Origin of the sequence: Pseudovibrio axinellae, assembly GCF_900110875.1 — a bacterium.
GTDB classification, from domain to species: Bacteria; Pseudomonadota; Alphaproteobacteria; order Rhizobiales; family Stappiaceae; genus Pseudovibrio; species Pseudovibrio axinellae.
Genome location: NZ_FOFM01000001.1, coordinates 839,426 through 863,260, shown reverse-complemented (window position 1 = coordinate 863,260; position 23,835 = coordinate 839,426). Strand labels below are relative to the sequence as shown.

The 23,835-nt window shown below is 50.5% G+C and carries 24 protein-coding genes; 14 read left to right on the top strand and 10 right to left on the bottom strand.

What is annotated here, in order from left to right:
- Positions 1-32 precede the first annotated feature (32 nt).
- Genes BMZ51_RS03920 through lpxK form a run of 4 tightly spaced genes read left to right on the top strand, consistent with a single transcriptional unit; the run spans position 33 to position 3,350 of the window.
- Positions 33-275: a DUF4170 domain-containing protein gene (locus tag BMZ51_RS03920; RefSeq protein WP_068005875.1), complete on the top strand. Its 243-nt coding sequence runs from the start codon at positions 33-35 to the stop codon at positions 273-275.
- A gap of 48 nt (positions 276-323) precedes the next feature.
- On the top strand, positions 324-1,022 hold the full coding sequence (locus BMZ51_RS03915; protein WP_068005877.1) for a lysophospholipid acyltransferase family protein: 699 nt from the start codon (positions 324-326) through the stop codon (positions 1,020-1,022).
- 21 nt (positions 1,023-1,043) lie between these two features.
- Positions 1,044-2,333, top strand: a complete 1,290-nt coding sequence (locus BMZ51_RS03910; RefSeq protein ID WP_068005878.1) for a 3-deoxy-D-manno-octulosonic acid transferase — start codon at positions 1,044-1,046, stop codon at positions 2,331-2,333.
- A gap of 3 nt (positions 2,334-2,336) precedes the next feature.
- A complete protein-coding gene (lpxK, locus tag BMZ51_RS03905) occupies positions 2,337-3,350 on the top strand; it encodes a tetraacyldisaccharide 4'-kinase (RefSeq protein WP_068005879.1) in 1,014 nt (337 codons plus the stop codon).
- Here the strand turns inward: lpxK and BMZ51_RS03900 are convergent.
- From BMZ51_RS03900 to BMZ51_RS03880, 5 genes are all read right to left on the bottom strand, one after another.
- Positions 3,347-3,571, bottom strand: coding sequence for a DUF2093 domain-containing protein (locus tag BMZ51_RS03900; protein ID WP_068005880.1), 225 nt, complete (start codon positions 3,569-3,571; stop codon positions 3,347-3,349). The genes lpxK and BMZ51_RS03900 overlap by 4 nt on opposite strands.
- 202 nt (positions 3,572-3,773) lie before the next feature.
- Entirely contained in the window at positions 3,774-5,138 is a 1,365-nt protein-coding gene (locus BMZ51_RS03895) for an MATE family efflux transporter (RefSeq protein ID WP_068005881.1), read from the bottom strand.
- 6 nt (positions 5,139-5,144) lie between these two features.
- Positions 5,145-5,567 carry a MerR family transcriptional regulator gene (locus tag BMZ51_RS03890; protein ID WP_068005882.1) on the bottom strand — a complete coding sequence of 141 codons (423 nt, stop codon included), beginning with the start codon at positions 5,565-5,567 and terminating at the stop codon, positions 5,145-5,147.
- A gap of 148 nt (positions 5,568-5,715) precedes the next feature.
- Positions 5,716-7,497: a monovalent cation:proton antiporter-2 (CPA2) family protein gene (locus BMZ51_RS03885; RefSeq protein ID WP_068005883.1), complete on the bottom strand. Its 1,782-nt coding sequence runs from the start codon at positions 7,495-7,497 to the stop codon at positions 5,716-5,718.
- An 87-nt stretch (positions 7,498-7,584) separates the two neighbouring features.
- Positions 7,585-9,489: a monovalent cation:proton antiporter-2 (CPA2) family protein gene (locus BMZ51_RS03880; protein ID WP_068006338.1), complete on the bottom strand. Its 1,905-nt coding sequence runs from the start codon at positions 9,487-9,489 to the stop codon at positions 7,585-7,587.
- Positions 9,490-9,705: 216 nt separating this feature from the next.
- Between BMZ51_RS03880 and BMZ51_RS03875 the strand changes: the two genes are divergently transcribed.
- The gene (locus BMZ51_RS03875; protein ID WP_068005884.1) at positions 9,706-10,455 is read left to right on the top strand and encodes a transglutaminase-like domain-containing protein; all 750 of its coding nucleotides are present in this window, start codon (positions 9,706-9,708) and stop codon (positions 10,453-10,455) included.
- Positions 10,456-10,522: 67 nt separating this feature from the next.
- On the opposite strand, the gene tldD is transcribed toward BMZ51_RS03875, so the two are convergent.
- Complete coding sequence (tldD, locus tag BMZ51_RS03870; RefSeq protein ID WP_068005885.1) at positions 10,523-11,947, bottom strand: metalloprotease TldD; 1,425 nt, start codon at positions 11,945-11,947, stop codon at positions 10,523-10,525.
- A 116-nt stretch (positions 11,948-12,063) separates the two neighbouring features.
- Positions 12,064-12,606: a LysE family translocator gene (locus tag BMZ51_RS03865; RefSeq protein ID WP_208979244.1), complete on the bottom strand. Its 543-nt coding sequence runs from the start codon at positions 12,604-12,606 to the stop codon at positions 12,064-12,066.
- A 242-nt stretch (positions 12,607-12,848) separates the two neighbouring features.
- Between BMZ51_RS03865 and BMZ51_RS03860 the strand changes: the two genes are divergently transcribed.
- Positions 12,849-13,427: a DinB family protein gene (locus tag BMZ51_RS03860; protein WP_068005886.1), complete on the top strand. Its 579-nt coding sequence runs from the start codon at positions 12,849-12,851 to the stop codon at positions 13,425-13,427.
- A 99-nt stretch (positions 13,428-13,526) separates the two neighbouring features.
- Here BMZ51_RS03860 and BMZ51_RS03855 read toward each other — a convergent pair whose 3' ends face one another.
- Positions 13,527-14,168 (bottom strand): invasion associated locus B family protein, encoded by a 642-nt coding sequence (locus BMZ51_RS03855; protein WP_420848491.1) that lies wholly within the window; start codon positions 14,166-14,168, stop codon positions 13,527-13,529.
- Between the two features lie 428 nt (positions 14,169-14,596).
- On the opposite strand from BMZ51_RS03855, the gene coxB reads away from it, so the two are divergent.
- From coxB to BMZ51_RS03825, 7 genes are all read left to right on the top strand, one after another.
- On the top strand, positions 14,597-15,520 hold the full coding sequence (gene coxB, locus BMZ51_RS03850) for a cytochrome c oxidase subunit II (protein ID WP_068005888.1): 924 nt from the start codon (positions 14,597-14,599) through the stop codon (positions 15,518-15,520).
- 86 nt (positions 15,521-15,606) lie between these two features.
- The gene (gene ctaD, locus BMZ51_RS03845) at positions 15,607-17,199 is read left to right on the top strand and encodes a cytochrome c oxidase subunit I (RefSeq protein WP_068005889.1); all 1,593 of its coding nucleotides are present in this window, start codon (positions 15,607-15,609) and stop codon (positions 17,197-17,199) included.
- Positions 17,200-17,356: 157 nt separating this feature from the next.
- Positions 17,357-18,289 carry a heme o synthase gene (locus BMZ51_RS03840; RefSeq protein ID WP_068005891.1) on the top strand — a complete coding sequence of 311 codons (933 nt, stop codon included), beginning with the start codon at positions 17,357-17,359 and terminating at the stop codon, positions 18,287-18,289.
- A gap of 23 nt (positions 18,290-18,312) precedes the next feature.
- Complete coding sequence (locus BMZ51_RS24035; protein WP_175484987.1) at positions 18,313-18,468, top strand: hypothetical protein; 156 nt, start codon at positions 18,313-18,315, stop codon at positions 18,466-18,468.
- Between the two features lie 9 nt (positions 18,469-18,477).
- Positions 18,478-19,101 carry a cytochrome c oxidase assembly protein gene (locus BMZ51_RS03835; RefSeq protein WP_068005893.1) on the top strand — a complete coding sequence of 208 codons (624 nt, stop codon included), beginning with the start codon at positions 18,478-18,480 and terminating at the stop codon, positions 19,099-19,101.
- Between the two features lie 57 nt (positions 19,102-19,158).
- Positions 19,159-20,040: a cytochrome c oxidase subunit 3 gene (locus BMZ51_RS03830; protein ID WP_068005895.1), complete on the top strand. Its 882-nt coding sequence runs from the start codon at positions 19,159-19,161 to the stop codon at positions 20,038-20,040.
- Positions 20,041-20,354: 314 nt separating this feature from the next.
- On the top strand, positions 20,355-21,404 hold the full coding sequence (locus BMZ51_RS03825) for an SURF1 family protein (RefSeq protein ID WP_208979243.1): 1,050 nt from the start codon (positions 20,355-20,357) through the stop codon (positions 21,402-21,404).
- 70 nt (positions 21,405-21,474) lie between these two features.
- Here BMZ51_RS03825 and BMZ51_RS03820 read toward each other — a convergent pair whose 3' ends face one another.
- Together BMZ51_RS03820 and BMZ51_RS03815 are read right to left on the bottom strand one after the other, a co-directional pair.
- Complete coding sequence (locus tag BMZ51_RS03820) at positions 21,475-21,960, bottom strand: peroxiredoxin (RefSeq protein ID WP_068005897.1); 486 nt, start codon at positions 21,958-21,960, stop codon at positions 21,475-21,477.
- 139 nt (positions 21,961-22,099) lie between these two features.
- On the bottom strand, positions 22,100-22,966 hold the full coding sequence (locus BMZ51_RS03815; protein ID WP_208979242.1) for a protein-disulfide reductase DsbD domain-containing protein: 867 nt from the start codon (positions 22,964-22,966) through the stop codon (positions 22,100-22,102).
- Positions 22,967-23,150: 184 nt separating this feature from the next.
- Here BMZ51_RS03815 and BMZ51_RS03810 point away from each other — a divergent pair, with 184 nt between their 5' ends.
- Positions 23,151-23,744, top strand: coding sequence for a YqgE/AlgH family protein (locus BMZ51_RS03810; RefSeq protein WP_068005898.1), 594 nt, complete (start codon positions 23,151-23,153; stop codon positions 23,742-23,744).
- Positions 23,745-23,835: the final 91 nt, after the last annotated feature.

The window sequence follows — 23,835 nt, the reverse complement described above, 5'->3', positions numbered from 1 at the left end:
CGGACTGTTTGTGAAGAAGGTGAGCGAACACCATGAGTGCTCAAGAAGAAAACCAACAGCTACTTCACCTTGTGTTTGGTGGCGAATTAGAAGATATCAGCAATGTTCGCTTTAAAGATCTGAAGGATCTGGACGTTGTAGGGATCTACCCAAACTACGCTGAAGCGCATGCAGCTTGGAAAGCAAAAGCGCAAAGCACGGTTGATAACGCGATGATGCGTTACTTTATTGTGCACATGCACCGTTTGCTTGATCCAGGCACAGAAACCAAGTAAGTACTGCGCCTCCCGGGAACTTTGCCCGCAACCATATGGGCCTTTGACATGTTGAAAAAACTGGGCAAACACCCGCTTGTGATCAAGCTTGTGGGCAATGCCATGGCGTATTATCTGCTCTTTGTACGTAAGAGTAGTAAGTTCACACTTGATCCTCCTAACTTTTATGAGGATCACAAGGAAGGTACGCCATACGTCGTGTCCATGTGGCATGGCCAGCACTTCATGATGCCATTTGCCCGCCCAAAAGGCTGGGATGTGCGGGTCATGATCTCCCGCAGTACTGATGGTGAAATGCAGGCGATTTGCGCATCAAAATTGGGGCTCGGACTGATCCGGGCCGCTGGTGCGCAAAACGCTAAACAAATCAAAAAACGTGGCGGCATGCGCGGCTTTATCGAAGCTTTGCGTGGTCTGAAAGACGGCGGCAACGTTGCCATGACGGCGGACGTGCCCAAAGGCCCTGCTCGAAAGGCAGGAAAAGGTATCATTCAGCTGGCCAAACATTCTGGTCGTCCACTGTTGCCTGTTGCGATCGCAACTAGTCGCCATCGTGACCTGGATACTTGGGACAAAGCATCCATCAATTTGCCGTTCAGCCATATTGCGCTATGCTTTGGTGAACCTATTCCGGTTCCAGCTGATGCGAGCGATGAGCAGCTTGAAGAAATTCGTCAGCTTCTGGAAACCAGAATGAATGAGACTACCGATAAAGCTTACGCAATCGCCAAATCAGGCAAAAAATAAACACTGGCAGAACTGGGTCCCATGAGTTCAGTGATCTTCAGAGTCTATCAAGGTCTCGGTCGATTGGCCGCGCCCTTTCTGGTGGGCCTGTATAAGTTTCGTGCACGTCAGGGCAAGGAAGATCAGAGCCGTAAAGGCGAACGGTTTGGAATTGCTTCAAAACCCCGCCCTGCTGGAGAGCTTATCTGGATTCAGGCAGCAAGTGTGGGAGAGGCAAATGCTGTTCTCCCCCTCGCCAGACAAGTGGTTCAAAATGGCTCCAAAGTCCTGCTGACAACGGCTACGTTGACATCAGCACAAGTCGTCGAAGCCTCCGCGCCTGAAGGGGTCATTCATCAGTTTGTCCCTTATGATACACGCGGTAACATCAAGCGTTTCCTAAATCACTGGTCACCATGTTTAGCGATTACCGTAGAATCCGAGATCTGGCCCGCGACATTTCATGAGCTGGAAAAGCGTCAGATCCCACTCATTATCGTCAATGGCCGCATGTCAGAAGGCTCCTTTACCAAGTGGAATAAAGTGCCTTCATTTGCACGCTCAGTCTTTGGAACGGTGGATTGCGTTCTTGCGCAGTCTGCACAGGACGGGGCGAGGTTTAAACAGTTAGGCGCAATCCGCGTAAAGGCCACAGGTAATATCAAGTTTGATGGCCAGATACCCGAGTGTGACCCAGCAGTGCTTGATGGCTTTGAGGGTCAGATAAAGGGGCGCCCTAGGTGGTTGGCTGCAAGTACACACCCCTTTGAAGAAGTCGAGATTGCAAAGGCACACAAAGCGCTAAAGCAAAAATTCGATAACTTGCTGACGATCATTGTTCCCCGTCATCCTATCCGGGCTCAGGAAATTCGGGCGCAGTTGGAGCAGATGGGGCTTGTGTGCGCGTTACGTTCCCAAAATGAAGACCTCACCAGTGCAACAGACATATACATCGCAGACACATTAGGTGAGCTTGGGTTGTTTTACCGCGCAGTCCCTATTGTTTTCATGGGAGGCTCACTCACGCCAATTGGCGGGCATAACCTTCTAGAGCCAGCGCAGGTTGGCTGTGCAATCCTCTCAGGGACACATACGCAGAATTTTTCATGGATCTATCGCCACTTCTCAAAGGAAGGAGGCGTTCTTCTTGTACAAGATTCAGTTGATCTGGCCAGGCAAGTCGAGCACCTGATCTTTAATCCTGAAGACGTGCAAATCCGGTCTGAAAAGGCAAAAGTGCTGGTGGAATCTGGTCGCGGAGCGCTTGCGGCAACACAGCGTGAGCTACAGCAATACCTGCCAGTCCAACGTGCCTCTGCACAGAAGGGGTAAGGGATGAACGCTCCAGAGTTCTGGTGGACATCAAACAGCACATGGCAATCTAGGCTCTTAAGCCCGCTGAGTGCGCTGTATGGGTACTTCTCTGCAAAGCGCTTTGGCAATAAGCCAAGGTACAAAGCGGACAAGCCAGTTATTTGCATCGGGAACTTTACCGCAGGTGGGACAGGCAAGACGCCGTTCGCGCTGGCACTAAATGCCTTGTTGCTCGAGGCAGGTCATAAACCAGGCTTTCTTTTACGCGGCTATGGCGGAACCAATAAAGGCCCGCTGGTCGTCGACCAATGCAGTTTTGCTGCAGAAGAGGTCGGTGATGAAGCACTTTTGCTCGCACGGCGTGGCCCGACAGTTATTTCTGCAGATCGTGTTGCCGGCGCAAAACTGCTGGAACAGCAAGATATCTCCGTCATCATCATGGATGATGGCTTCCAAAATCCGTCTCTTCACAAAGACTTCTCAATCGTGTTGCTTGACGCGAAAACCGGTATTGGAAATGCCAAGTGCATTCCTGCTGGCCCCTTAAGAATGCCATTTGAAAAGCAGCTGCCAAGCGTAAGCCTGCTCATGGTAATTGGGGAGGGGGAGTGTGGCATCCAGCCGAAAAACGCAGCTGAATGCACTGGAATCGACATGATGTCTGCAGCAATTCGCCCTATCTCTGCTGATGCGTTGGAGGGCGAGCGGGTTTTGGCGTTCGCTGGTATCGGGCGGCCTGAGAAACTGTTTGCAAGCTTGAGAGAAGTGGGGGCAGATGTGGTCGAAGCAATGTCTTTCCCAGACCATCATTACTTTAAAAAAGACGATGCGCGCAAAATTCTGAAAATTGCAGAAGCTCAGGATTTACTTCCAATCACGACAACCAAGGATTATGTCCGCCTGGATGGACGCGAAGAGCCAGCAATTGAAAGGCTCGCAAACGTTGTCAGCGTTTTAGAAGTCGAGATGAAAATCTCTGATCCAGAAGCTCTAATGAACTACCTCAAGCCTCTGCTGGAGAACGGGAAGGCCTAAGCCTTCAGTCCGTTGTCTTCGTAGGCTTTTAGCGCTGCGTCTGCGTCGATATAAGCCTCTTGGCGCGATACGCTCCAGTACTTGAGTTCTTCAAGCATGATCGTTTTGCCGGTAATCGCACACTTAACAAAGTTACCTGGCGCTTTCACCTGATAATCACCATCCATGTAGCGGATGCGTGCTTGTGTTGGAATGCTCGGTTGTTCAAAACGGTTCATCATTTCGGAGTCCAGATTTGTTCGGTTCCTCTCTACATAACGCTCAATCTTTAAAAATGCTAGCCGCAAGGCTTTGTATCCTTGCTCAAAAACGCATCCTAAAACGCGTAAATCCCGTTGCCCGATCAGGCGCTATATCCATGGCAAATTCAAAGCAGTTTAAAAACTCACATAAGCCTTAGGCTGCTTTGAATAATGGGTGGAGCTAAGCTGCCTCAAGCTTGTCCCTGCGCATTCTGGCAATCATTCGCCAACAAACATATTGAGCCGTAAAAGCGAAGACCACACCGCCAATGGCTTGACCCGCTAGAACACCATTTGCCTGGTAGAAATAAGCACCAACGATTGTGAAGGGAATTGTCCCCAATGTTGCTCTGCCCCAGTTGAACAACATGGAGTAAAACGGGAAACCTAGGTTGTTAAAGACAGCGTTGGTGACGAACAGAGCGGCGTTGAACAGAAAACCAGCAGCTGCGAATGTACAGAAAAAGAAGACCAGTGATGCGCTGTCACCTTCTGCATTGAAGAACTGGACCAACGGTCCTTGCAGAATAAACAGCAAGCCCCAAGCTGAAAGGGTGTAAATGACGATCAGCAGAAGCGCATCCTTCACCACCTTACTCAGACGATCAAACTCCAGTGCACCAAAGTTTTGCCCGATAATTGGCCCGACGGCTCCTGAAAGCGCAAATAGAGCGCCAAAAGCAACTGGGATGATACGCCCAACGATTGCAAACCCTGCAACTGCACCATCCCCGAATTGCGCCATTTCAGAAATGATCCAAGCGTTCCCCGCAGGTGTTGCAATGTTGGTTAGCATTGCGGGGGTCGCGACTTTGAACAAGTCGATCGTATCGCTGGCAATCTTGGGTAATTCAGGCTTCCCGATCATGTTGTGCTTGAGGATCAAAATGTAAAACCCAACGCCAACCATAAAAACGCGCGAGATAACGGACGCGATAGCAGCTCCTGTGAGTCCAAGGTCAAACACGAAGATGAGGATGGGGTCAAGAATGGCAGCTACAAGCCCACTGGAGAGCGTGACAAACATCGCTCCGCGGGCATCGCCAACAGAACGAAGCAGGGCAGAGAGCACCATGGCGCCCACGAGGAAGGGCATTGACGGGACGACAATGTAAAGAAAGTGGATCGTGTAATCGAGTGTCTGTCCGGTTGCTCCGAGCAACATCGCCAGATCGTCCAGAAATGGCATGCTTCCGGCGACAACCAGCAGCGAGATAATCGTAGATATGATGAGGGACATCGTTACAAGGCGATGAGCACTTCGCACGTCACCCTGCCCAATACGGCGCGAAACAGAAGCGCTGGCAGCAATGGAAAGTCCAATACCGATAGCTGAGTTGAAGAACATGATGGTACCGGCATACCCAATAGCAGCCGCAAGTTCTTCAATACCTAATTGCGCAATGTAAAATAGGTTTGCAAAGTCAACGAGGAAGATAGCAATTAATCCGACAGATCCGGTCGATGTCATCACCAGAACATGGCGCATGGTCGAGCCATAGGTGAACTTTGCATCCCGAGAGCCGGAAGTCATTGGTTTGGACATAAAAACTCACTTTTCGCGATGCTGGAAGCAATCGCAGGAGAGGGCCTCAATGACCCTGCAGTCGTGTATTTTTCCGCTGGAGCAGTGTTCCAACATTTTTTTAAGTTCAGCTTGTAGGCTTTGCAGGCGAATAATCTTATCTTCCACCTCAGCAAGGTGAGAGCGTGCAATTTGATCCGCACCCTGGCAATCATCCTCAGGGTGTTCTTTGAGCAACATAAGGCTCTCAATCATTTCGAGCGAGAAACCCAAATCCCTGCCATGTCGTATAAAGGACAGTCGGTTCAGGTGCTCTTCGCTGTAGCGGCGTTGCCCGCCTTCGGTGCGAGGAGGTTCTGGGATTAATTTTTTCTGCTCGTAAAACCGGATAGTCTGAACTTTTACGCCAGCTTTCCTTGCAAGGTCTCCAATTGAATATTCGCCAGCCATGTTGAACCATTCAGATTAATGCGAACTCGTGGAAATGCAGTGCCACAGATCACGCCATGTGAAAAAACGAGGGTGTTGTCCACCCTCGTTCTAAATGTGCTTCAAATGAATGTGGGTCAAGAGGGAGTACTGTTGTTTCTAAGGTCCCTCACTCCTCTGGCTTATCAGAGTTTGGACCTTCCCTTGGTGTTCGTTGATGCAATTTGTCAGACCCTGCCATCTCGCCACCGTCAAGTTGTAGCTTCAAGCGTTCCTTATCGCGCTTGCGCACATCTTCTTCCACTTCATCGATCCGGTCCGCGGGTAAGCCCAAATACTCCAAGGCCTTTCTGCCAAATGTCAGGCTGGATTCAAATGTTTCGCGAATTTGATAATCAACACCAAGCCGTGTCAGGTCCAGAGCGTGCGCGCGGTCGGTCGCTCGGCAATACAAAGCGGCATTGGGGAAAGCTGACCTGATCTGCAAGATGGCCTGCTTCATTATACGGTCGTCTTCTATGCACAGCGCAATCAATGTCGCGTTCTCACCACCCGCAGCTTTAAGCACATCAGGCCGCGTTGCATCACCGTAATACACTTTGTAGCCATATTGGCGCGCATAGTTGATGCGCTCTGATTTGTTGTCTAAAGCCGTTACCGAAATCCCCTCGGAAGTCAGCATTTGCGCAACCATCATCCCAAAACGACCAAAGCCAACAATGAGAACACTTGGGCAGGCGTCCTCAAAGGTCTCAATGCGATTGGTGGTGTTCCCGCGCTTTTTCATGCGCTCAGCGACTAAGTCCAGGCCGACAGTTCCAAGCGGTGTTAGCAGCATGGTCAAGATCACAACGGCACTGAGAATATTAGCGGTTTCTTCGGGTAGGATTGCTGCCGCAGTTGCTGTTGAGAACAGCACGAAAGCAAACTCTCCGCCTTGAGGAAGTGTTACTGCAACGCGCAGTGCGTCTGAGTTGGAAGAGCCAAACAACCGCGAAAGTCCCCAAAGGAGAAAGCCTTTGGAGAGCATCAACAAGATGACAGCAGCAACGATAAGCTCCCAGTTCGCAACAATCAGATCCAGCTCAAGCGCCATCCCAACTGTGATAAAGAAGAGTCCCATGAGGAGAGAGCGGAATGGCTCAATATCTGCTTCTAAGGTATGCCGGTAGCTGGATTCAGCAAGCATTACACCAGACAAGAAAGCGCCAAGTGCCATTGAAAGACCAACGAGGCTCATTAGCCCAGCACTTCCCAATGCAATGAGCAAAGCCGCCGCAATCATCAGCTCTCGGCCACCTGATGCTGTAAGAAACTGGAAAAATGGTGAGAGTAGATATCGACCTGCAAAGATTACGAAGCCCACAGCACCCACGACCGTAATCACTTGTATCACGATGGAGGCTTCACCAATGTCGGCTTTGGCTGGTGCCAGAATACTCACCAGTGCGAGCAAGGGCACAATTGCCATGTCCTGCAGGAGCAAAATCCCAAAAGCCCGCTGGCCATATTTCGTGCTTAGATGCCCACGTTCTTGCAGCATTTGCAATGCAAAGGCAGTGGAGGACAGTGCCAGCCCAAGTCCTGCAATCAACGCGATTTCCCAAGAGAAGCCAAACAACATCGCGCCGAGCGTTAAGACAAGTCCTGAAAGAAGAACTTGGGCCGTTCCCAGCCCAAAGATATCACGTCGCATTGTCCATAAACGAGCTGGCTCCAGTTCCAGGCCAATCACAAATAAAAGTAAAACGACACCAAGCTCAGCAAAGCCCAAGATACGTTCCGGTTCGTCGAAAAAACTAATCCCATAAGGGCCAATAGCCATACCGGCAGCAAGAAATCCGACGACAGCGCCAAGGCCTAAGCGTTTGGTGATGGGGACTGCGATAACAGCTGCCGATAGAACGACAATCGTTTCAATAAAGAATGGAGGGACGTGAGCTTCTGCCATTGGCACCTTAAAAAACAAATCTAAAACTGGAGTGAGCGAACAGAATTCGGCCGACTTGTGAGGAGAACTGCAGCTTTCCGTAAAACGCTAGTCCGAGGGTGGCTTAGGGGAAGGTGATTCCTCCGGCCTTTCTGCGTGCTCTTTCATAGACTGCTTTTCAGCTTCTGCCAATCGCCGGGCAGGCTCGTTGAGTGCTCTGGACTCAGATTTCGGTCTGGTCAACGGTTTTACAGGAACATTGGGCATTTTGAATTGCTTGTATCCGGCATAGAGCCCTCCAACTTGTTGTAGGGCCAATAGTTCTGCATCCCGGCGGCGCAACTCAGCAAGGATCTCATAGGTATGTTCTTCATCTTCTCCAAGCGCTTCGAGTATTTCCCGGCCAAACTCCAGCGCAGACTCTAGGGTCTCCCTCAGCTGGTAATCTGTGCCAAGCGTTAGCAGCTGGATGGCATGCCTCCGGTCACGTGCCCGGGCAAAAATCTTCGCAAGGGGAAACTGGGATTTCGCGATCCTTACAATCTGACTGGTGGTTTCAGCCCGTTCAGTGCAGATGGCGATGATACTTGCGTTTTCGGCACCAGCTGCGCGTAAAACATTTAGTCGTTTGCCATCGCCGTAGAAAATACGGTAGCCGAACCGGGAGGCTTCACGAATATGCTGGGCATCGACGTCCAAAACGGTGACCGTAGAACCTTGCGCAATTAGCATTTGGCAGGCCAACTGCCCAAAGCGCCCAAAACCGACGACCAATACATTGGTGCGATCCCCATCGGTGTTGGGAATATCTGGTTTCACAGGCTCAGGCCGGAGCAGGGGACCAAGACGCTGCGTGATGTACACACTGAGCAAGGTGAAGGCCATGGTAAATGAGATAATAGCCGACAAGAGACTGTTTTGATGCGGGTTGAGAAGGCCCACAGCGACGGAAGCGGAGAAAATAACAAACCCGAACTCTCCAGCTTGCGCAAGTAGTCCGCCAATTTCCAAGCTGTTTTGCGCAGTATGCCCTGAAACGCGCGTAACGGCGAAAACACTTAGACATTTGAAAAGCATCAAACCGAAACTACATGCCAGCACCATAACCCAGTTTTGGTAGACGAAATTGAGGTCAATCGACATGCCAACTGTTATGAAGAAAAATCCAAGTAACAGCCCGCGAAATGGCTCAACGTTCGCTTCCAGCTCATGACGGAAGGAGCTCTCTGCGAGCATCACACCAGCAATAAATGCCCCAAGCGCACTGGATAGCCCCACAGCCTTCATCAACGCAGCTGCACCCAAAACAGTAAGCAGCGCAGATGCCGTCATCATTTCTCTTGCACCGATGCGGGCAAATAATTGAAACATTGGCGTTAGCAGATAACGGCCTATGGCGACCAGCAACAATACTGTTGAGGCCATAATGAGCGCAGTTTCCCAACCTGCGCGTTGACCCGTTTCAAACGCAACAGGGGCAACAATTGCCATAAGTGCAAGGATGGGAACAATCATCATGTCTTGAAACAAGAGAATTGCAACGGATGTCTGCCCCATCGGGGTCGTTTGCTCGCCGCGACCTTGCAAGATGCGCATGGACAAGGCTGTAGACGAGAGCGCTAGTGATAGAGCGATGATGACGGTCGTTTGCCAGCTTAGGCCAGCAAAGTAGAGAACAGCGCCTATCAGCAGGGCTGACATAGCAACCTGAGCTGAACCGGACCCAAAAATCTCTTTGCGTAATGCCCATAGCCTGCTGGGGTTGAGCTCAAGCCCGATCAAAAAGAGCAGCATGATCACACCCAACTCTCCGACAGGGCGCAATTGGTCAGGCGTGCTGAAAGGGCTGCCAAGATATTGACCGATTCCCCAAGGCCCTAAGACCACACCTGCAATGAGGTAGCCAACAATCGTTCCGACCCGGATCAGCTTGGCAAGCGGCACCACAAGAATAGCCATACTCAAAAACAGCATGGTATCTGTGACAAAATCCAGTTGGTGGAGGCTGTTCATAGAAGGCAGCAGCTCATAATTGTTTTGGAAGAAGCTACAGGCCCAGCGTAAATTCGGTTTGAACGGATTGCAGACAAGCTGAGGTAAATCTTCAGGACCCTTAACAAAGTGCCCATTGAAGCTCTCAGGTTGTAGCGAAGCAAGATGCAATTTAACACTTGAACCTACAGTGACTAGAGCCTTTACAGTCGACTCATTCTCGATTGGAGGCGTGAAATGCTAGACAAACCCAACACGCAATTAGAAAACCCGCTCAAGGAAACCCAACTACTCAACTTTAGAGCGCCAACAATCCGGCAGCTTGTTGATCAGCGCAAATGGAAGGACCTACCTCTCTTTGATCGTGCTGGAGCAATCTACGACTTTGTCCGCAATGAAATCCTGTTTGGCTACAACAAAGCAGACAATATTCAAGCAAGTCAGGTGCTGGCTGATGGAATCGGACAGTGCAACACGAAAGGCACTCTCCTCATGGCACTGATGCGAGCCGTTGGAGTTCCCTGCCGTCTGCACGGCTTCACCATTAATAAAGAATTGCAGCGCGGTGTGGTGCCGGAGTTGGTCTATAAGATCGCCCCGGATAACATTCTCCACTCGTGGGTTGAGATCTATCTGGAAGACCGCTGGATCAATCTGGAAGGCTTCATTCTGGATGATGTTTTTCTCTCTGCCTTGCAGCAGAAGTTTGTGCCAAGCAGAGAATCTCTCTGTGGCTATGGCGTTGGCACCAACTGCCTCAGCGCGCCACAAGTCAACTGGCTAGGGCAGGACACCTACATCCAGAAAACAGGCATCAACAATGACTTCGGTACATATACGAGCCCCGACGACTTCTACGCCGAGCACATGCAGGCGTTTTCGCCAGTGATGAAGGTGCTTTATGAGAATGGTATTCGTCACGTGATGAACTGGAGAACCAACCGCATCCGTGCGGGGAAAGTGCCTGTAATCCCTCTGCGGGATTAGAAGCATCACCACAAAGGAAAAGGGGCATCTCTGCCCCTTTCAAATTCATAGCACCTGTCTGAATCAATCAGGTTGCAGTGCCACCAATTGTCATCTCGTTGATGCGCATGGTTGGTTGCCCCACACCAACGGGTACTCCTTGGCCAGCCTTACCGCATGTTCCAATGCCTGGATCCAGCTTCATATCGTTACCGATCATGCTTACACGCGTAAGTGCATCTGGACCGTTACCAATCAGCATAGCGCCTTTGACAGGAGCGTCGATTTTACCGTTCTGCACCCGGTATGCTTCAGTGCAGGAGAACACAAACTTGCCCGACGTGATATCAACCTGGCCACCACCGAAGGAGACGGCATAGATGCCATCCTTAAGGCCCTCAATGATCTCACCTGGATCTGTATCGCCATTCTCCATGATGGTGTTGGTCATGCGTGGAAGTGGTTGGTGAGAGTAGGACTCACGACGACCATTGCCAGTTGGCTCAACACCCATGAGGCGCGCATTTTGGCGATCCTGCATATAACCAACCAGAATGCCGTCTTCGATCAATGTCGTACGTCCAGTAGGTGTGCCTTCATCATCAATAGAGAGAGAACCGCGGCGCTTGGAGATCGTGCCATCATCTACAATGGTCACGCCTTTTGCTGCAACCTGTTGGCCCATCAGTCCCGCGAACGCAGAGGTTTTCTTCCGGTTGAAATCACCTTCAAGCCCATGGCCGACCGCTTCATGCAATAAGATACCCGGCCAGCCATTGCCAAGCACCACATCAAACGTTCCAGCTGGGGCCGGAATAGCATCCAGATTTACAAGCGCCTGACGCAGTGCTTCGTCAACGGCATGCTGCCAGCTGGTTTCTGCAACAAACTCACCAAACCCTTCTCGGCCACCGGAACCGAACGAACCACTTTCCTGCTTGCCACCATCGTTTGCGACAATGGAAACGTTGAGGCGCACAAGCGGGCGTACGTCGCGAATGCGGTGTCCATCTGCTCGCAAAATATCAACAGTCTTCCAGCTGCCTGCCAAAGAAATTGTCACTTGCTGAACACGCGGGTCTTTTGCGCGGGCGTAAGCATCGATTTCCTGTAGCAGCTTTACCTTCTCAGCAAAGGTCGGGCTGCCGATCGGATTCTCGTCGGTGTAAAGTTTCTGGTTTGTGCGAGCCGGTGGCGAAGCGTAGGTGCCAGAATGTCCATTTTGGACAGAGGCTACGGCTTCTGCTGCGCGCTTCAGTGAAGCCTCGGAGATATCATCGGAATGAGCGTAGCCAGATGACTCTCCAACAACCGCACGCAGTCCAAAACCTTGATCTGTGCTGAAGCTGGATGACTTCAGACGCCCATTATCGAATACGAGCCCTTCGTTCTGGCTATATTCCAGATAAAGTTCCCCATCATCGGCGCCTTTCAGCGCTGCCGCAGTAATCTGGCGCGCTGTTTCCTCGTCCAGTCCTGAGGTCTGGAGAAGGTCAATCGGTTTATCGCTCATGGGTAAAACTCCGAGATAAATGGATTTATTCTGTTGTGGCGAACAATCCGAGTACTTTCAAGGCTTACCATTCAATAAAGACGCAGGGAAGGACAACGCTCCCAAGGATTTGAACGTTAGTGCACAAACGCAAGCACAACTCCGGCGCAAACCAGCGCCACACCAGAAACCCTGTCGAGGTGGAGTTTGGCTTTTGGTGCTGAGAGCAAGTTGCGTGAATACCCACCAAAAAAGGCAACGGTTCCGTCTGTCAGTATTGCCGTAATGATATATGTGATGCCCATCAGGATCGGCTGCGGGTCCGGTGGGTAGGCCTTATCAATAAACTGCGGGAAAAAAGCCGCCATAAACAGTAGGGACTTGGGGTTAGAAATTCCCACGAAAAACCCGATCTTCAGGTAATCGCGACCTCTTTTTTCCACCGCGTCATGTTTTCCGGCGCGAACCCAACGCATGGCGCCCAGATAGATCAGATAGGTAGGGCCACCGTACTGAATAATCTCAAATTCATCGGGGTAGGTGTGTTCGACCCAGGAAAGCCCTTTTGCGGTACCTTCGCGGGTGGACTTTGCCAACATCATCTTGATGTTTGAGCAAGGAATGGCGAGCAGGTTGAAGGTTGTTCCAATAAATCCAAGGTAGAGGCTGATATTGATCACCTAGAGTTGCTACTCGCGAAATATTGGTCTTTCCTAAGACTTCGGGCAACGAACCAGCATCAGAGTTTCTCATAAAATACACGGGATGCTTTGAACCCTCAAAATTGCGCGGAGGGTTTTAGGCGGGCTCTGTTTTTTTAGATAAAGAGGCGCGTCAAAAAGACAATATTAACTTGCAGAAGACCGACGGATAACGTTTGATGCTCTTGATCGCATTTACTTAAATTTGTTTGGCTAAATAAATGACAGTGCTTCACTACTTTCAGTCGCAGGCAAAAAACAATGCCTGGGCAAATTACCGCCTTCTTTCCAGCTGCCAAGGTCTCTCTCAACAAGAGCTGGTTGCTGAGCGAGCAGGCTTTTTCCCGTCCATTTTACTAACTTTGAACCACCTAATAACGGTTGACTGGTTCTATATCAGCGCGTTGGAAGGCAAACCGCTTGGGATCCGTGCGTTTGAGCCTGAGTACCCTTTCACAGAATTTGCCCCTCTCTTTGAAGCTCAGCGATTAAGCGACTGCAAACTGGTCGAATTTGTCGAGGCTTTAAAACCTGCAGAACTATCGCGTACTCAGACCCTTCGGGAGGATAAGTCACTGCGCGAGCAAGTGGATAGAATTCTTCTGCATCTCTTTCAGCATCAGATCCACCACCGAGGACAGTTGCATGCAATGCTCAGTGGAACCTCAGTCAAGCCACCACAGTTGGACGAGTTCTTCCTTGGAAATGAGATGGAGCAAAATGCTAGAAGAGAAGACTTTGCCGAGCTTGGCTTTTCAGAGGAAGGTATCTGGGGCGGACGAGAGGAACCGCGGGAATGAGGAAAATCGCAGCTTTCAGGTGAAGGCAGGCGTCCAATAAAAAAGCCGAGGTGACACGCGTCACTTCGGCTTTCAAATACTTGTCTTTGGCAGCAAATGTTATGGAAGAGCCGCCATTGCTTCTTTTAAGCCATCAAGAGAGATAGGGATTCCGATCCCTTCTTCAGGTGTCTCAAAGATAATAAAGGTTGCTGATCCACCAGTCGTCAATTTATTGATCAGGTCGCTCTCAAGCATCGCTTCAGAGACACAGCCGCTTGGTGCTGGAAGGCACCGAATGAAGGGCATGCGCCCAACATCCTGGCCGTCGACTTTAAGCCCAAGCTGCATGGGCAGCAGAACACCAAGTGGTGCAAGAATACGCAAAACCATTGCTTGCTCGTCAGCGGTCTTCAAAATGATCGCCGTCAAACCAACTGTATCGCGCGCAGAATCTGTCACGCTTTGGATAAGAGCGCACTGCTCAACGTTTGATCCAGGAGTTTGTGCACAACGCTGCTGCCAGTCGCCGTATTCACCGACGAGCTCACCGAGCGCCTGTTGAGCATAGCCTGCACCGGAAAAACCGACGGTCCCCGCCATAGTCATCGCAACTGTTAAAGTCAGCGTGCGTAAAAACTGCTTCAAAAAACCTTCCTCCAGTTCACCGACATGGCTGTGCTGTTTCCCCTGCCAAGGGGCAAGGACTTGTTCACTAGGATATTGGAATACCGCTCCGAGTGCCAAAGCGCAAACCTGCATTGCAAGCTGTCCACTTAACTGACAGCAAAAGAGGGTGCCGAGTCGCGTTTTACACACGCACTACTGCTATCTTTCGCAAATTAAGCCACTTTTTTTGAGGAGATTTTAACGCAGGGAAAGTGCGCACATATTCTCGTCATTTTGGAAAGTAACTAGGTGAAAACAGCTAGTAGGGCCGAAAATCACGTTGCATCCGCGGATTTCTTATGTTTTCTGTCCATTCATTGATCCAGGTCAAATGGCACTGCGACTTATAGTCGCTATAACCTAAGGGGAATCGCGTAGATACTCTTATTGGGTTATTATGTCGCAGGCGTTCACGCGGTGTGAGGACTGGTCGGACGGGCCAGAGTGGGCACTCCACGTACGTGACAAGAAGAGGATTGCCGCTTCGGCGGCAAAATGAGGGACAGGGAGCGCAAGACGTGATGAAGCTCTTGAAGCATCACCTGGCGACCATTGCCATCATCGTGGCAATCGGGTTGACGGGTCTTATGGCGGGTGCAGCTAATGCAGCACAGCCAACGCCGTGGCAGATGGGTATGCAGCCAGCCGCGACGACAGTGATGGAAGATATTCGCTGGTTTAACGATTTTACGCTGATCATTATCTCAGCAATTACGGTGTTTGTAGCAGTTATGCTGCTCCTCGTAATGTTTAAGTTTCGCAAGAAGGCAAACCCAACGCCATCTCGCTCTTCTCACAACACCATGATTGAAGTTGTTTGGACCGTTGTTCCAATCCTCATTCTGGTTATGATTTCGGTTCCGTCCTTCCGTTTGCTCTTCAAACAGCTCGACATTCCTGAATACGAAATGACCATCAAGGCGACGGGCTACCAGTGGTACTGGGGCTATGAGTACGCTGATGACGGCATGGAGGAGGTTTCTTTTGACGCTTTGATGCTTCAGGACGACGAACGTGCTGAACTCATGGCAGAAAAAGGCCTTACGAGCGCAGAAGTGCCGCGTCTTCTTGCTGCGGATTACAATCTTGTTGTCCCCGTTGATACGACCATTCGTGTTCAGGTAACGGCAGCAGATGTGATTCACTCTTTTGCTGTTCCAGCATTTGGTATCAAAATCGATGCTGTACCATACCGTTTGAATGAAACTTGGTTCCGCGCAGACAACACCGGCATGTATTACGGCCAGTGTTCAGAGCTTTGCGGCAAAGACCATGCGTTCATGCCAATTGCTGTTCAGGTCGTGACCAGGGAGCAGTACAAGGCATGGGCTGACGCTGCCAGATCAGACGTGGACGAAGCAAACACACTTCTGTCGAAGCTGATCGCTGCACAGAAGAAGGTTGCTGCCACCGCAGCTACCGACGTGAAGGTCGTGTCCCGTTAAACGACGGGACCCACTGATTTAGCCGAGTATGCGCGCAACACGGGCTGCAGCGCATGCAAGCAAGAACTTTACGAAGGAGCACAATTATGTCTGCGTCTGAAACGCATGCACATGACCATCCAACTGGATGGGTGCGGTGGGTTTACTCCACCAACCATAAGGATATCGGAATCCTTTACCTGATCTTCGCGATCATGGCTGGCATTATCGGCGGCCTTCTTTCCATTGCTATGCGTATGGAATTGCAGGAACCGGGAATGCAATATTTCTCAGATCCGCATATCTTTAACGTATTTACCACAGCACACGCGCTTATCATGATCTTCTTCATGGTTATGCCTGCGTTGATTGGTGGCTTTGCGAACTACTTTGTTCCAATCATGATCGGTGCGCCAGATATGGCGTTCCCGCGCATGAACAACATTTCCTTCTGGCTTCTGCCACCTGCATTCATTCTGTTGCTCCTGTCACTGTTTGTGCCAGGTCCTCCAGGTGGAAACGGTGTTGGCGGTGGTTGGACGATCTATCCGCCGCTGTCCACGTCTGGTCAGCCAGGCCCGGCAATGGACTTTGCAATTCTGTCGCTTCACGTTGCAGGTGCCTCTTCCATTCTGGGTGCGATTAACTTCATCACCACCATCTTCAACATGCGCGCGCCTGGCATGACCATGCACAAGATGCCGCTGTTTGTATGGTCCGTGCTGGTAACCGTCTTTTTGCTGCTGATCTCCCTGCCTGTTCTGGCTGGCGCGATCACCATGCTGCTGACAGACCGTAACTTCGGCACTACCTTCTTTGAAGCTGCTGGTGGCGGTGACCCAATCTTGTTCCAGCATTTGTTCTGGTTCTTCGGTCACCCTGAAGTGTACATTCTGATCTTGCCAGCATTCGGCATTGTTTCTCACATCATCTCAACGTTCTCCAACAAGCCTGTATTTGGTTACATCGGAATGGCGTACGCGATGGTTGCGATTGGCGTTGTTGGTTTTGTTGTGTGGGCGCACCACATGTTCACCGTTGGTCTGTCCGCAGACACGCAGGCATACTTCCTGTTTGCAACCATGGTGATTGCAGTTCCAACCGGCATTAAGATCTTCTCATGGATTGCGACCATGTGGGGTGGTTCCATCGAGTTCCGCACACCAATGGTTTGGGCGATCGGCTTTGTGTTCCTGTTCACCGTTGGTGGTGTAACCGGCGTGCAGCTGGCGAACGCTGGCCTTGATCGTGCGATGCATGACACCTACTACGTTGTGGCACACTTCCATTACGTTTTGTCTCTTGGTGCGGTGTTCGCGATCTTTGCGGCCTGGTACTACTGGTTCCCTAAGTTCACTGGTTACATGTACTCCGAGTTCCTCGGAACTCTGCACTTTGCAATCATGTTCATCGGCGTAAACCTGGTGTTTTTCCCGCAGCACTTCCTTGGTCTTGCAGGCATGCCGCGCCGTTACGCTGATTACCCAGATGCATATGCTGGTTGGAACTTTGTGTCCTCTATCGGTTCGTACATCTCCGGCTTCGCTGTCTTGATCTTCCTGTGGTGTGTCATTGATGCATTCGCGAAGAAGCGCGTTGCTGGCAATAACCCTTGGGGCAAAGGCGCGACCACTTTGGAGTGGAGCTTGTCTTCACCTCCTCCATTCCACCAGTTCGAGACTCTGCCAAAGATCAAGTAATTGGCGAAGATCAACGTGTTGGTTTGAATTTCCCGGGGGCGGTGCGCTGCCCCCGGTTTAAGCAAAGCCTAAGATCCAGAAAGGCTTCAAAGTTCTGGAAAGAGGCCAAGAATGCCAAACACGGCACAGGTTTCTAACTCGCGACAGAGGTACACGCATGACAATGGTGGAACAGTCACAAGGGCTTCATGAAGACGCAGTCGATCTAGGTGGTCGAGGAAGCGTGTCTGATTACATCGCGTTGCTGAAGCCGCGTGTGATGTCTCTGGTCGTGTTTACAGCTGCTGTTGGACTGGTCATGGCACCGGGCAATCAGCATCCATTCCTTAGTTTTATTTCTATCCTCTGCATCGCCATTGGTGGCGGTGCATCTGGCGCTCTTAACATGTGGTGGGATGCCGACATCGATGCTGTCATGTCCCGCACGAAGAAGCGTCCAATTCCGGCCGGTAAAATTACGCGCGCGGAAGCATTTGCATTTGGCATGGTGCTTTCATTCGGTTCCGTCCTGACACTTGGTCTGGTCGCAAACTGGTTCGCTGCTGCCCTGCTGGCATTCACAATTTTCTTTTACGTTGTCATCTACACGATGTGGCTCAAGCGTTCTACACCGCAGAACATCGTAATTGGCGGTGCTGCTGGTGCTCTCCCTCCGATGGTTGGCTGGGCTGCCGTAACCGGTGACGTTTCACTCGTCAGCATCGCTTTATTCATGATTACGTTCACGTGGACACCGCCACACTTCTGGGCATTGGCGCTTGTTAAAAACGGCGACTACCAGGACGCAGGCGTGCCAATGTTGCCTGTTGTTGCAGGCGAAACTGCAACTCGTCACCAAATTGTTCTATATTCACTGCTGCTTTTGCCGGTTGGCATGTCTCCGTACCTGCTTGGCTTTGCCACTGAAGTCTTTGGCGTTGGCTCTGCAGTCCTTGGCCTGATTTTCCTTGGCTACGCTGTGCGTGTCTGGAGAATTCGCGAAGGAGAACCTGCTAAAAAAGCTGCAATGTCCCTCTTCAAGTTCTCGCTCTTTTACCTGATGCTGATTTTTGCAGGGTTGCTGGCCGAGAACGTGATGGGTTTGGTCTAACGCGTATCTGGAAAGATAAGAAAATGAGCAAGCAAAAAGCAGTTCTTTCTGACGAACAAGTAAAAGCCCGCCGCGGACGGTCTGTGGCTCTTGCTGTCACCCTCGCTGTTCTGGTCGCCATGTTTTACGTGATCACCATTGTGAAGCTCGGTCCGGGCATCATGGACCGACCAATGTAAGAGATGCCAATGACTGATCGAAAACTTGAAACTGAAGCCGCAGAGAAAACCAACAAAAGCAACGTTAAAGTTGCTGCGATTTGTGGCTTTGTGTTCTTTGCAATGGTTGGTCTCTCATTTGCAGCGGTGCCGCTCTACCAGATCTTTTGTCAGGTGACAGGATACGGCGGTACGACACAGCGGGCAGATGAGGCATCAAGCACTATATTGGACCGCGAGATCATTGTCAGTTTTGACGCCAACGTAGCTCCAGGACTGGATTGGGACTTCAAGCCCAAACAACGAAAAGTTCGTGTGAAGCTCGGTCAGATGACAGAGATCATGTACCAGGCGACGAGCACTGCCGACCAGCGCTCAACTGGGACGTCCACTTTTAACGTAGCCCCATTCGAAGTTGGGGGTTACTTCAACAAAATTGACTGTTTCTGTTTTACGGAACAACCGCTTCAGGCGGGAGAGTCAATCGATATGCCGGTCGTGTTTTTTATCGATCCGGAAATGGACAAGGATGAGAACTTGAAAAAAATCAAGGAAATCACGTTGTCCTATACATTCTTTGAATTGCCGAAAGACGGTGAAGACGAAACAGCTGCAGTGGTTTCTCCAAACAACGATACCACTGATAAGCTTTAGGTTGCGCGACGGATCTGCTTTGCAGAGGCGACCTTTTTGAAATGGGGAGCAAAAAATATGGCTGGTGCTAAGAACCACGATTATCATATTATCGATCCAAGCCCGTGGCCATTTATTGGCTCCATGGGTACACTGGTGATGGCGATTGGCGCGATTGCATTCATGCGCATGAGTGAGGGTGGCGTAAGCTTCTCATTCCTGAGCGATGCAGATGGCATGACAACAGTTGGGTTCAATCTCAGCGGTTGGGGCATGTTTGCAATCGGACTGGGCATTGTCCTTTACACCATGTTCATGTGGTGGCGTGACACAGTCAAAGAATCTCGCGAAGGCCATCATACCCGCGTTGTTACTTTGCACCTGCGTTATGGCATGCTGCTGTTCATTCTGTCCGAAGTCATGTTCTTCGTGGCGTGGTTCTGGGCCTTCTTTGATGCCTCTTTGTTCGCAGGCGAAGCAGCCCAGTTTGGCCGTGTTGAACACACCGGTGGTGTTTGGCCTCCACAGGGTATCGAGACATTTGATCCTTGGCACCTTCCACTGTTGAATACTTTGATCCTGCTGCTGTCTGGCACCACTGTAACCTGGGCGCATCATGCGATGGTTCACGGCGACCGTGAAGGTCTGAAATGGGGTTTGATTGCAACAGTTGTTCTTGGTGTAATCTTTACGGCCTGTCAGGCCTACGAATACTCGCATGCAGCGTTCGGGTTCTCAGATAACATCTATGGCTCAACGTTCTTCATGGCGACTGGTTTCCATGGCTTCCACGTAATCGTGGGTACTATCTTCCTGGCTGTGTGTTTGTTCCGTGCGTTAGCTGGTCATTTCACCACAACAAAGCACTTCGGCTTCGAAGCCGCTGCTTGGTACTGGCACTTTGTTGATGTTGTCTGGCTCTTCCTGTTTGCGGCTGTCTACATCTGGGGTGGCGCGTAACGTCAACCTCTTAGACAAGAGTAGGTCTGGTTTTTACAGGCAAAGCGATAAAGAAATGGGCGGCGAAAGCCGCCTTTTTTATTGGAGGCACACTTGGTTTACTACGTAGACGCGCTAGGCAGGCACCTGTTTGTCTTTACGACTCCTATCGTGAGGGGTAATCTTCCTCATAGTTTAGGGCTTGTTCGTTCTACCTAGAGTGACCGTTGTTGCTGAATGTGTATATTTGACAATAGTCAGCCTGGTGCCTCCATGGTGCCTTCAGGGCCGGTTGTTTGCACTGTTGCACAAGAGCGTTACAGCGGAAGGGAAGCATGATGATCGCTGAAAGGGAAGTTGGCGATGTATCGGCCGAGGCAATGCCTGCCCAGCAAGGCGATGTTGACTGGCACGAAAAAACCGAGCCAGTTCAGCATGATACTAATGACGACACCAGAGAAAAAAAAGATATCGCTGTGACCGAGGATCAATTTGAACAAGACGAGCTTGAAGTAGAAACGGCAAAGCCTCGCGTGGTTGAGTTTCTCAGGCACTATTGGATTTTGCACTTGTGTGTAGCCGTTAGCCTGGCCATTTTGGTCAACCTGAGTTTGTGGCAACTCACGCGGCTCGACCAAAAGCTTGCGCTAATCGAGCGCGCTGAAGTTCGCGCCGTGGAACCACCTGTTGCTGCACCGGGGCCGGACACCTGGGCAAACCTGACTAGCGATGAGATCGACTACATGCCCGTAGAAGTCTCAGGTCAGTTTATATTAGGTGAGCTGTTTTACTTCGATACCTTAACCAAGCCAAAGGGGCAGTTAGGCGGGCAGGGGTACTTCATCTACTCGCCGTTCATTACCGAAGAAGGCTGGACTGTGCTGGTTAACCTTGGCTTCGTGCCACTCGACCGCAAGGAATTTAGTACACGCTTGGGTTCAGCCCCGCCGCGCGGAACCGTGACCATAACAGGCCTTGCGCGAAGGGCTGAGATTCCTAGTACGTTTTCTGTAGCGCCCAACCAAGATAAAGACGAATGGTATGTACGCGAGCCGAAGGTGATGGCGGAATCAATGGGGCTGCTCCCTGATCAGACCGCTCCTTATTCGATTGATTTGCAGGAGACCTTAAACCTTGCAGGAGAACTTCCGCAAGCGGGTGAAACGCGCATGACGTTCTCCAACAATCATTTGCAATATGCATTCACTTGGGCAGGGCTGGCATTCACGCTGATCGGTGTCTATCTTGCGTTCCTGATTAAAGCATGGCTGGATCAAAAGAAGGGTTCATCCTCCAATACAGAAGATGACTTTGATGATGAAGATGAGCCAGAAGAAGATCGTTACGATAGGCTTTCAAAAGCCGCCAAACGCGAGCGCAAATAAAACACACGTTTAAAAATTGTCGCAAAAAAGGGGAGCTTAAGCTCCCCTTTTGTATTTTTGTCCAACCGGCTTAAAGTTGGGAAAGAATGTTCTCGGCGGATGAAATAGTTGCCTCGCCCGGTGCCTCTTCAATGTTAAGGGAGGTCAGGACGCCATCCTTAACAATCATGGAGTAGCGCTTCGAACGGATGCCCATACCAAAAGCGCTTGCATCAAGGTCCAGACCAACTGCTTTCGTAAAGTCAGCGCTTCCATCTGCAAGGAATTGGATTTTGTCGTCTGCATGCGTCTCGCGTGCCCAAGCACCCATAACGAATGCATCGTTCACTGAAACAACTGCGATTGTATCAACACCCTTTGCCTTGATGGCTTCAGCGTTGTCGATGAAACCTGGCAGGTGGTTCAGGTGACAGGTCGGTGTGAAAGCACCTGGAACTGCAAACAAAACGACGGTTTTACCTGCAAATACGTCTTCACCGGTGACGGCAACAGGGCCGTCTGCGCTGATGACTTTAAAGGTGGAGCTTGGCAGTTTGTCGCCTACTTGTATAACCATGGAAAGTTCCCCAGATTCGCTTTCAAAAGTGACCAGACATCAGACCCTTCAGTTTCAGGTCTGTATACAAAAACAATGAGCTCCAGTTGTAGCTGTGAGCTCATTGTTTCGCAAATGCAACTAAAGCTCGTTAACAAGCTTATTTTGAGGCGCTGAGCTGAGGAACACTCAGATTCTGCGTTTCCTCAAATGCCCCTTCCTTTGTGACAAGTGTCAGGCGTAATTCTATATCGCTCACATCCTCAGGCAAACCGATATAGGGCAATGTCCAGCTGGCCTTACCTTTTGTTACAAGGCTTAATTCCGGCACGCCATGATACGAGCCGGCAGGCCCTTCAACAAACAGCTCCGGTGAGGTTTCTTTGGCTGGAACCTTCGCACTGATATTCAGATTGCGGTCCTTACCCTCGCCAACCACTTGCAGCTTTGTAAACAGGCTAGGCATCTCACCCTGAGCGATGGGGACTTGCGAAAAAGCCTTGTCGACCAGCTTGTCTGCAACATCATCGCGGATTGTATTTGCAGGAAAGACGAGCGAAACTTCTGCTGTGCCCGGAATACAGATATCTTTACAGATGCCAAACGTAAGATTGGTATTTAAGATAGCAGGGCGTCCGTCATCCAGGCGCTTGATCAGGAATGGGAGCACCACTTTGTCGGAATAAATCAGCGATGTGGAAAAGCCGTCAGAATATGTCTGCGGCGCAGGGAACATGACCTCTGCGCTTGCGATATTGACAGAATTACCGAAGCTTGCTTCCGTGGCAATGCCTGCTTCACCTGGGTAGCGCCAGTAAGTATGCCAGCCTTTTTCAAGGCGAAATTCAATTCCGCCACGATAAAGGCCATCGGTGTTGGGTTCGCTTGCACGAACGAGGCGCACAGCGCCGCCTTGAACAATAACCCACTCAGACACATTTGAAGACAATGCACTCGTCACAGAGGCAGATAGAACCGCAGCAGCAATGAGGGTCGATTTGAAGAATTTAGAAATCATAGAGTCCATTTAAACGGTCCCTTTTCGAATTCCTACTAAGATTGCCTCTTAAGCAATCAATGATCCGTGAACAATCTCACGTTTTTTGCCGTGATCATTGATCACTGGAAAATCCGTGAGTACCTATAACTCAATTGCCTCTACACTCCAATCAGAGGTAAGCCATTTAAAGCATGAGGAGAGCACCCCCAACATGTCTGGTGAAAAACCGGGTTACATTGACGGACAATATCTCATTGCCATGCCCACAATGGAGGATGGTCGCTTCGCCCATTCCGTCGTTTATGTATGCGCTCACTCAGAAGAGGGGGCGATGGGGATTGTGCTCAACCAGCCAGCCCCTAACATCACATTTGGACAACTTTTAGGTCAATTGAATATTATTGACGAGGATGATGCTGGCACATTGGCCATGGGCGTTGCGCAGCGCAAAGTATACCGTGGTGGGCCAGTCGACGCGGGCCGGGGCTTTGTTCTTCATTCAGAAGATTATTTTCTTGAAGAAACCAGCCTGAAAATTGAGGACGGTGTCGTACTCACAGCAACACTTGAAGTGCTGCGCGCTATTGCTGCGGGCAATGGCCCTAAGAAGTCGCTTCTGGCACTTGGCTATGCAGGTTGGGCTCCAGGTCAGTTGGAAGTAGAGCTGCAAGCAAATGGCTGGCTGACATGTAAGTCAGACCCCTCTTTAATCTTTGAAGGAGAAGGGGATCAGAAGTGGCACAATGCGCTGGAAATCCTAGGTATTGACCCAGGAATGCTGTCTAGCGACATCGGTCACGCGTGATCTTAAGGGCCAAAACAAGATTTTGCCGTGCAACTTCTTAAAATTTCTGCTATTTCCCTGTTCGCACTTAAAATACAATGGCGGATGATTT

Bases quoted from the DNA above. Each gene is read 5' to 3' on its own strand.
- BMZ51_RS03920 (WP_068005875.1), top strand. From the start codon at position 33: ATGAGTGCTCAAGAAGAAAACCAACAGCTACTTCACCTTGTGTTTGGT.
- BMZ51_RS03915 (WP_068005877.1), top strand. From the start codon at position 324: ATGTTGAAAAAACTGGGCAAACACCCGCTTGTGATCAAGCTTGTGGGC.
- BMZ51_RS03910 (WP_068005878.1), top strand. From the start codon at position 1,044: ATGAGTTCAGTGATCTTCAGAGTCTATCAAGGTCTCGGTCGATTGGCC.
- lpxK (WP_068005879.1), top strand. From the start codon at position 2,337: ATGAACGCTCCAGAGTTCTGGTGGACATCAAACAGCACATGGCAATCT.
- BMZ51_RS03900 (WP_068005880.1), bottom strand. From the start codon at position 3,571: ATGATGAACCGTTTTGAACAACCGAGCATTCCAACACAAGCACGCATC.
- BMZ51_RS03895 (WP_068005881.1), bottom strand. From the start codon at position 5,138: ATGTCCAAACCAATGACTTCCGGCTCTCGGGATGCAAAGTTCACCTAT.
- BMZ51_RS03890 (WP_068005882.1), bottom strand. From the start codon at position 5,567: ATGGCTGGCGAATATTCAATTGGAGACCTTGCAAGGAAAGCTGGCGTA.
- BMZ51_RS03885 (WP_068005883.1), bottom strand. From the start codon at position 7,497: ATGGCAGAAGCTCACGTCCCTCCATTCTTTATTGAAACGATTGTCGTT.
- BMZ51_RS03880 (WP_068006338.1), bottom strand. From the start codon at position 9,489: ATGAACAGCCTCCACCAACTGGATTTTGTCACAGATACCATGCTGTTT.
- BMZ51_RS03875 (WP_068005884.1), top strand. From the start codon at position 9,706: ATGCTAGACAAACCCAACACGCAATTAGAAAACCCGCTCAAGGAAACC.
- tldD (WP_068005885.1), bottom strand. From the start codon at position 11,947: ATGAGCGATAAACCGATTGACCTTCTCCAGACCTCAGGACTGGACGAG.
- BMZ51_RS03860 (WP_068005886.1), top strand. From the start codon at position 12,849: ATGACAGTGCTTCACTACTTTCAGTCGCAGGCAAAAAACAATGCCTGG.
- BMZ51_RS03855 (WP_420848491.1), bottom strand. From the start codon at position 14,168: ATGCAGGTTTGCGCTTTGGCACTCGGAGCGGTATTCCAATATCCTAGT.
- coxB (WP_068005888.1), top strand. From the start codon at position 14,597: ATGAAGCTCTTGAAGCATCACCTGGCGACCATTGCCATCATCGTGGCA.
- ctaD (WP_068005889.1), top strand. From the start codon at position 15,607: ATGTCTGCGTCTGAAACGCATGCACATGACCATCCAACTGGATGGGTG.
- BMZ51_RS03840 (WP_068005891.1), top strand. From the start codon at position 17,357: ATGACAATGGTGGAACAGTCACAAGGGCTTCATGAAGACGCAGTCGAT.
- BMZ51_RS24035 (WP_175484987.1), top strand. From the start codon at position 18,313: ATGAGCAAGCAAAAAGCAGTTCTTTCTGACGAACAAGTAAAAGCCCGC.
- BMZ51_RS03835 (WP_068005893.1), top strand. From the start codon at position 18,478: ATGACTGATCGAAAACTTGAAACTGAAGCCGCAGAGAAAACCAACAAA.
- BMZ51_RS03830 (WP_068005895.1), top strand. From the start codon at position 19,159: ATGGCTGGTGCTAAGAACCACGATTATCATATTATCGATCCAAGCCCG.
- BMZ51_RS03825 (WP_208979243.1), top strand. From the start codon at position 20,355: ATGATGATCGCTGAAAGGGAAGTTGGCGATGTATCGGCCGAGGCAATG.
- BMZ51_RS03820 (WP_068005897.1), bottom strand. From the start codon at position 21,960: ATGGTTATACAAGTAGGCGACAAACTGCCAAGCTCCACCTTTAAAGTC.
- BMZ51_RS03815 (WP_208979242.1), bottom strand. From the start codon at position 22,966: ATGGACTCTATGATTTCTAAATTCTTCAAATCGACCCTCATTGCTGCT.
- BMZ51_RS03810 (WP_068005898.1), top strand. From the start codon at position 23,151: ATGTCTGGTGAAAAACCGGGTTACATTGACGGACAATATCTCATTGCC.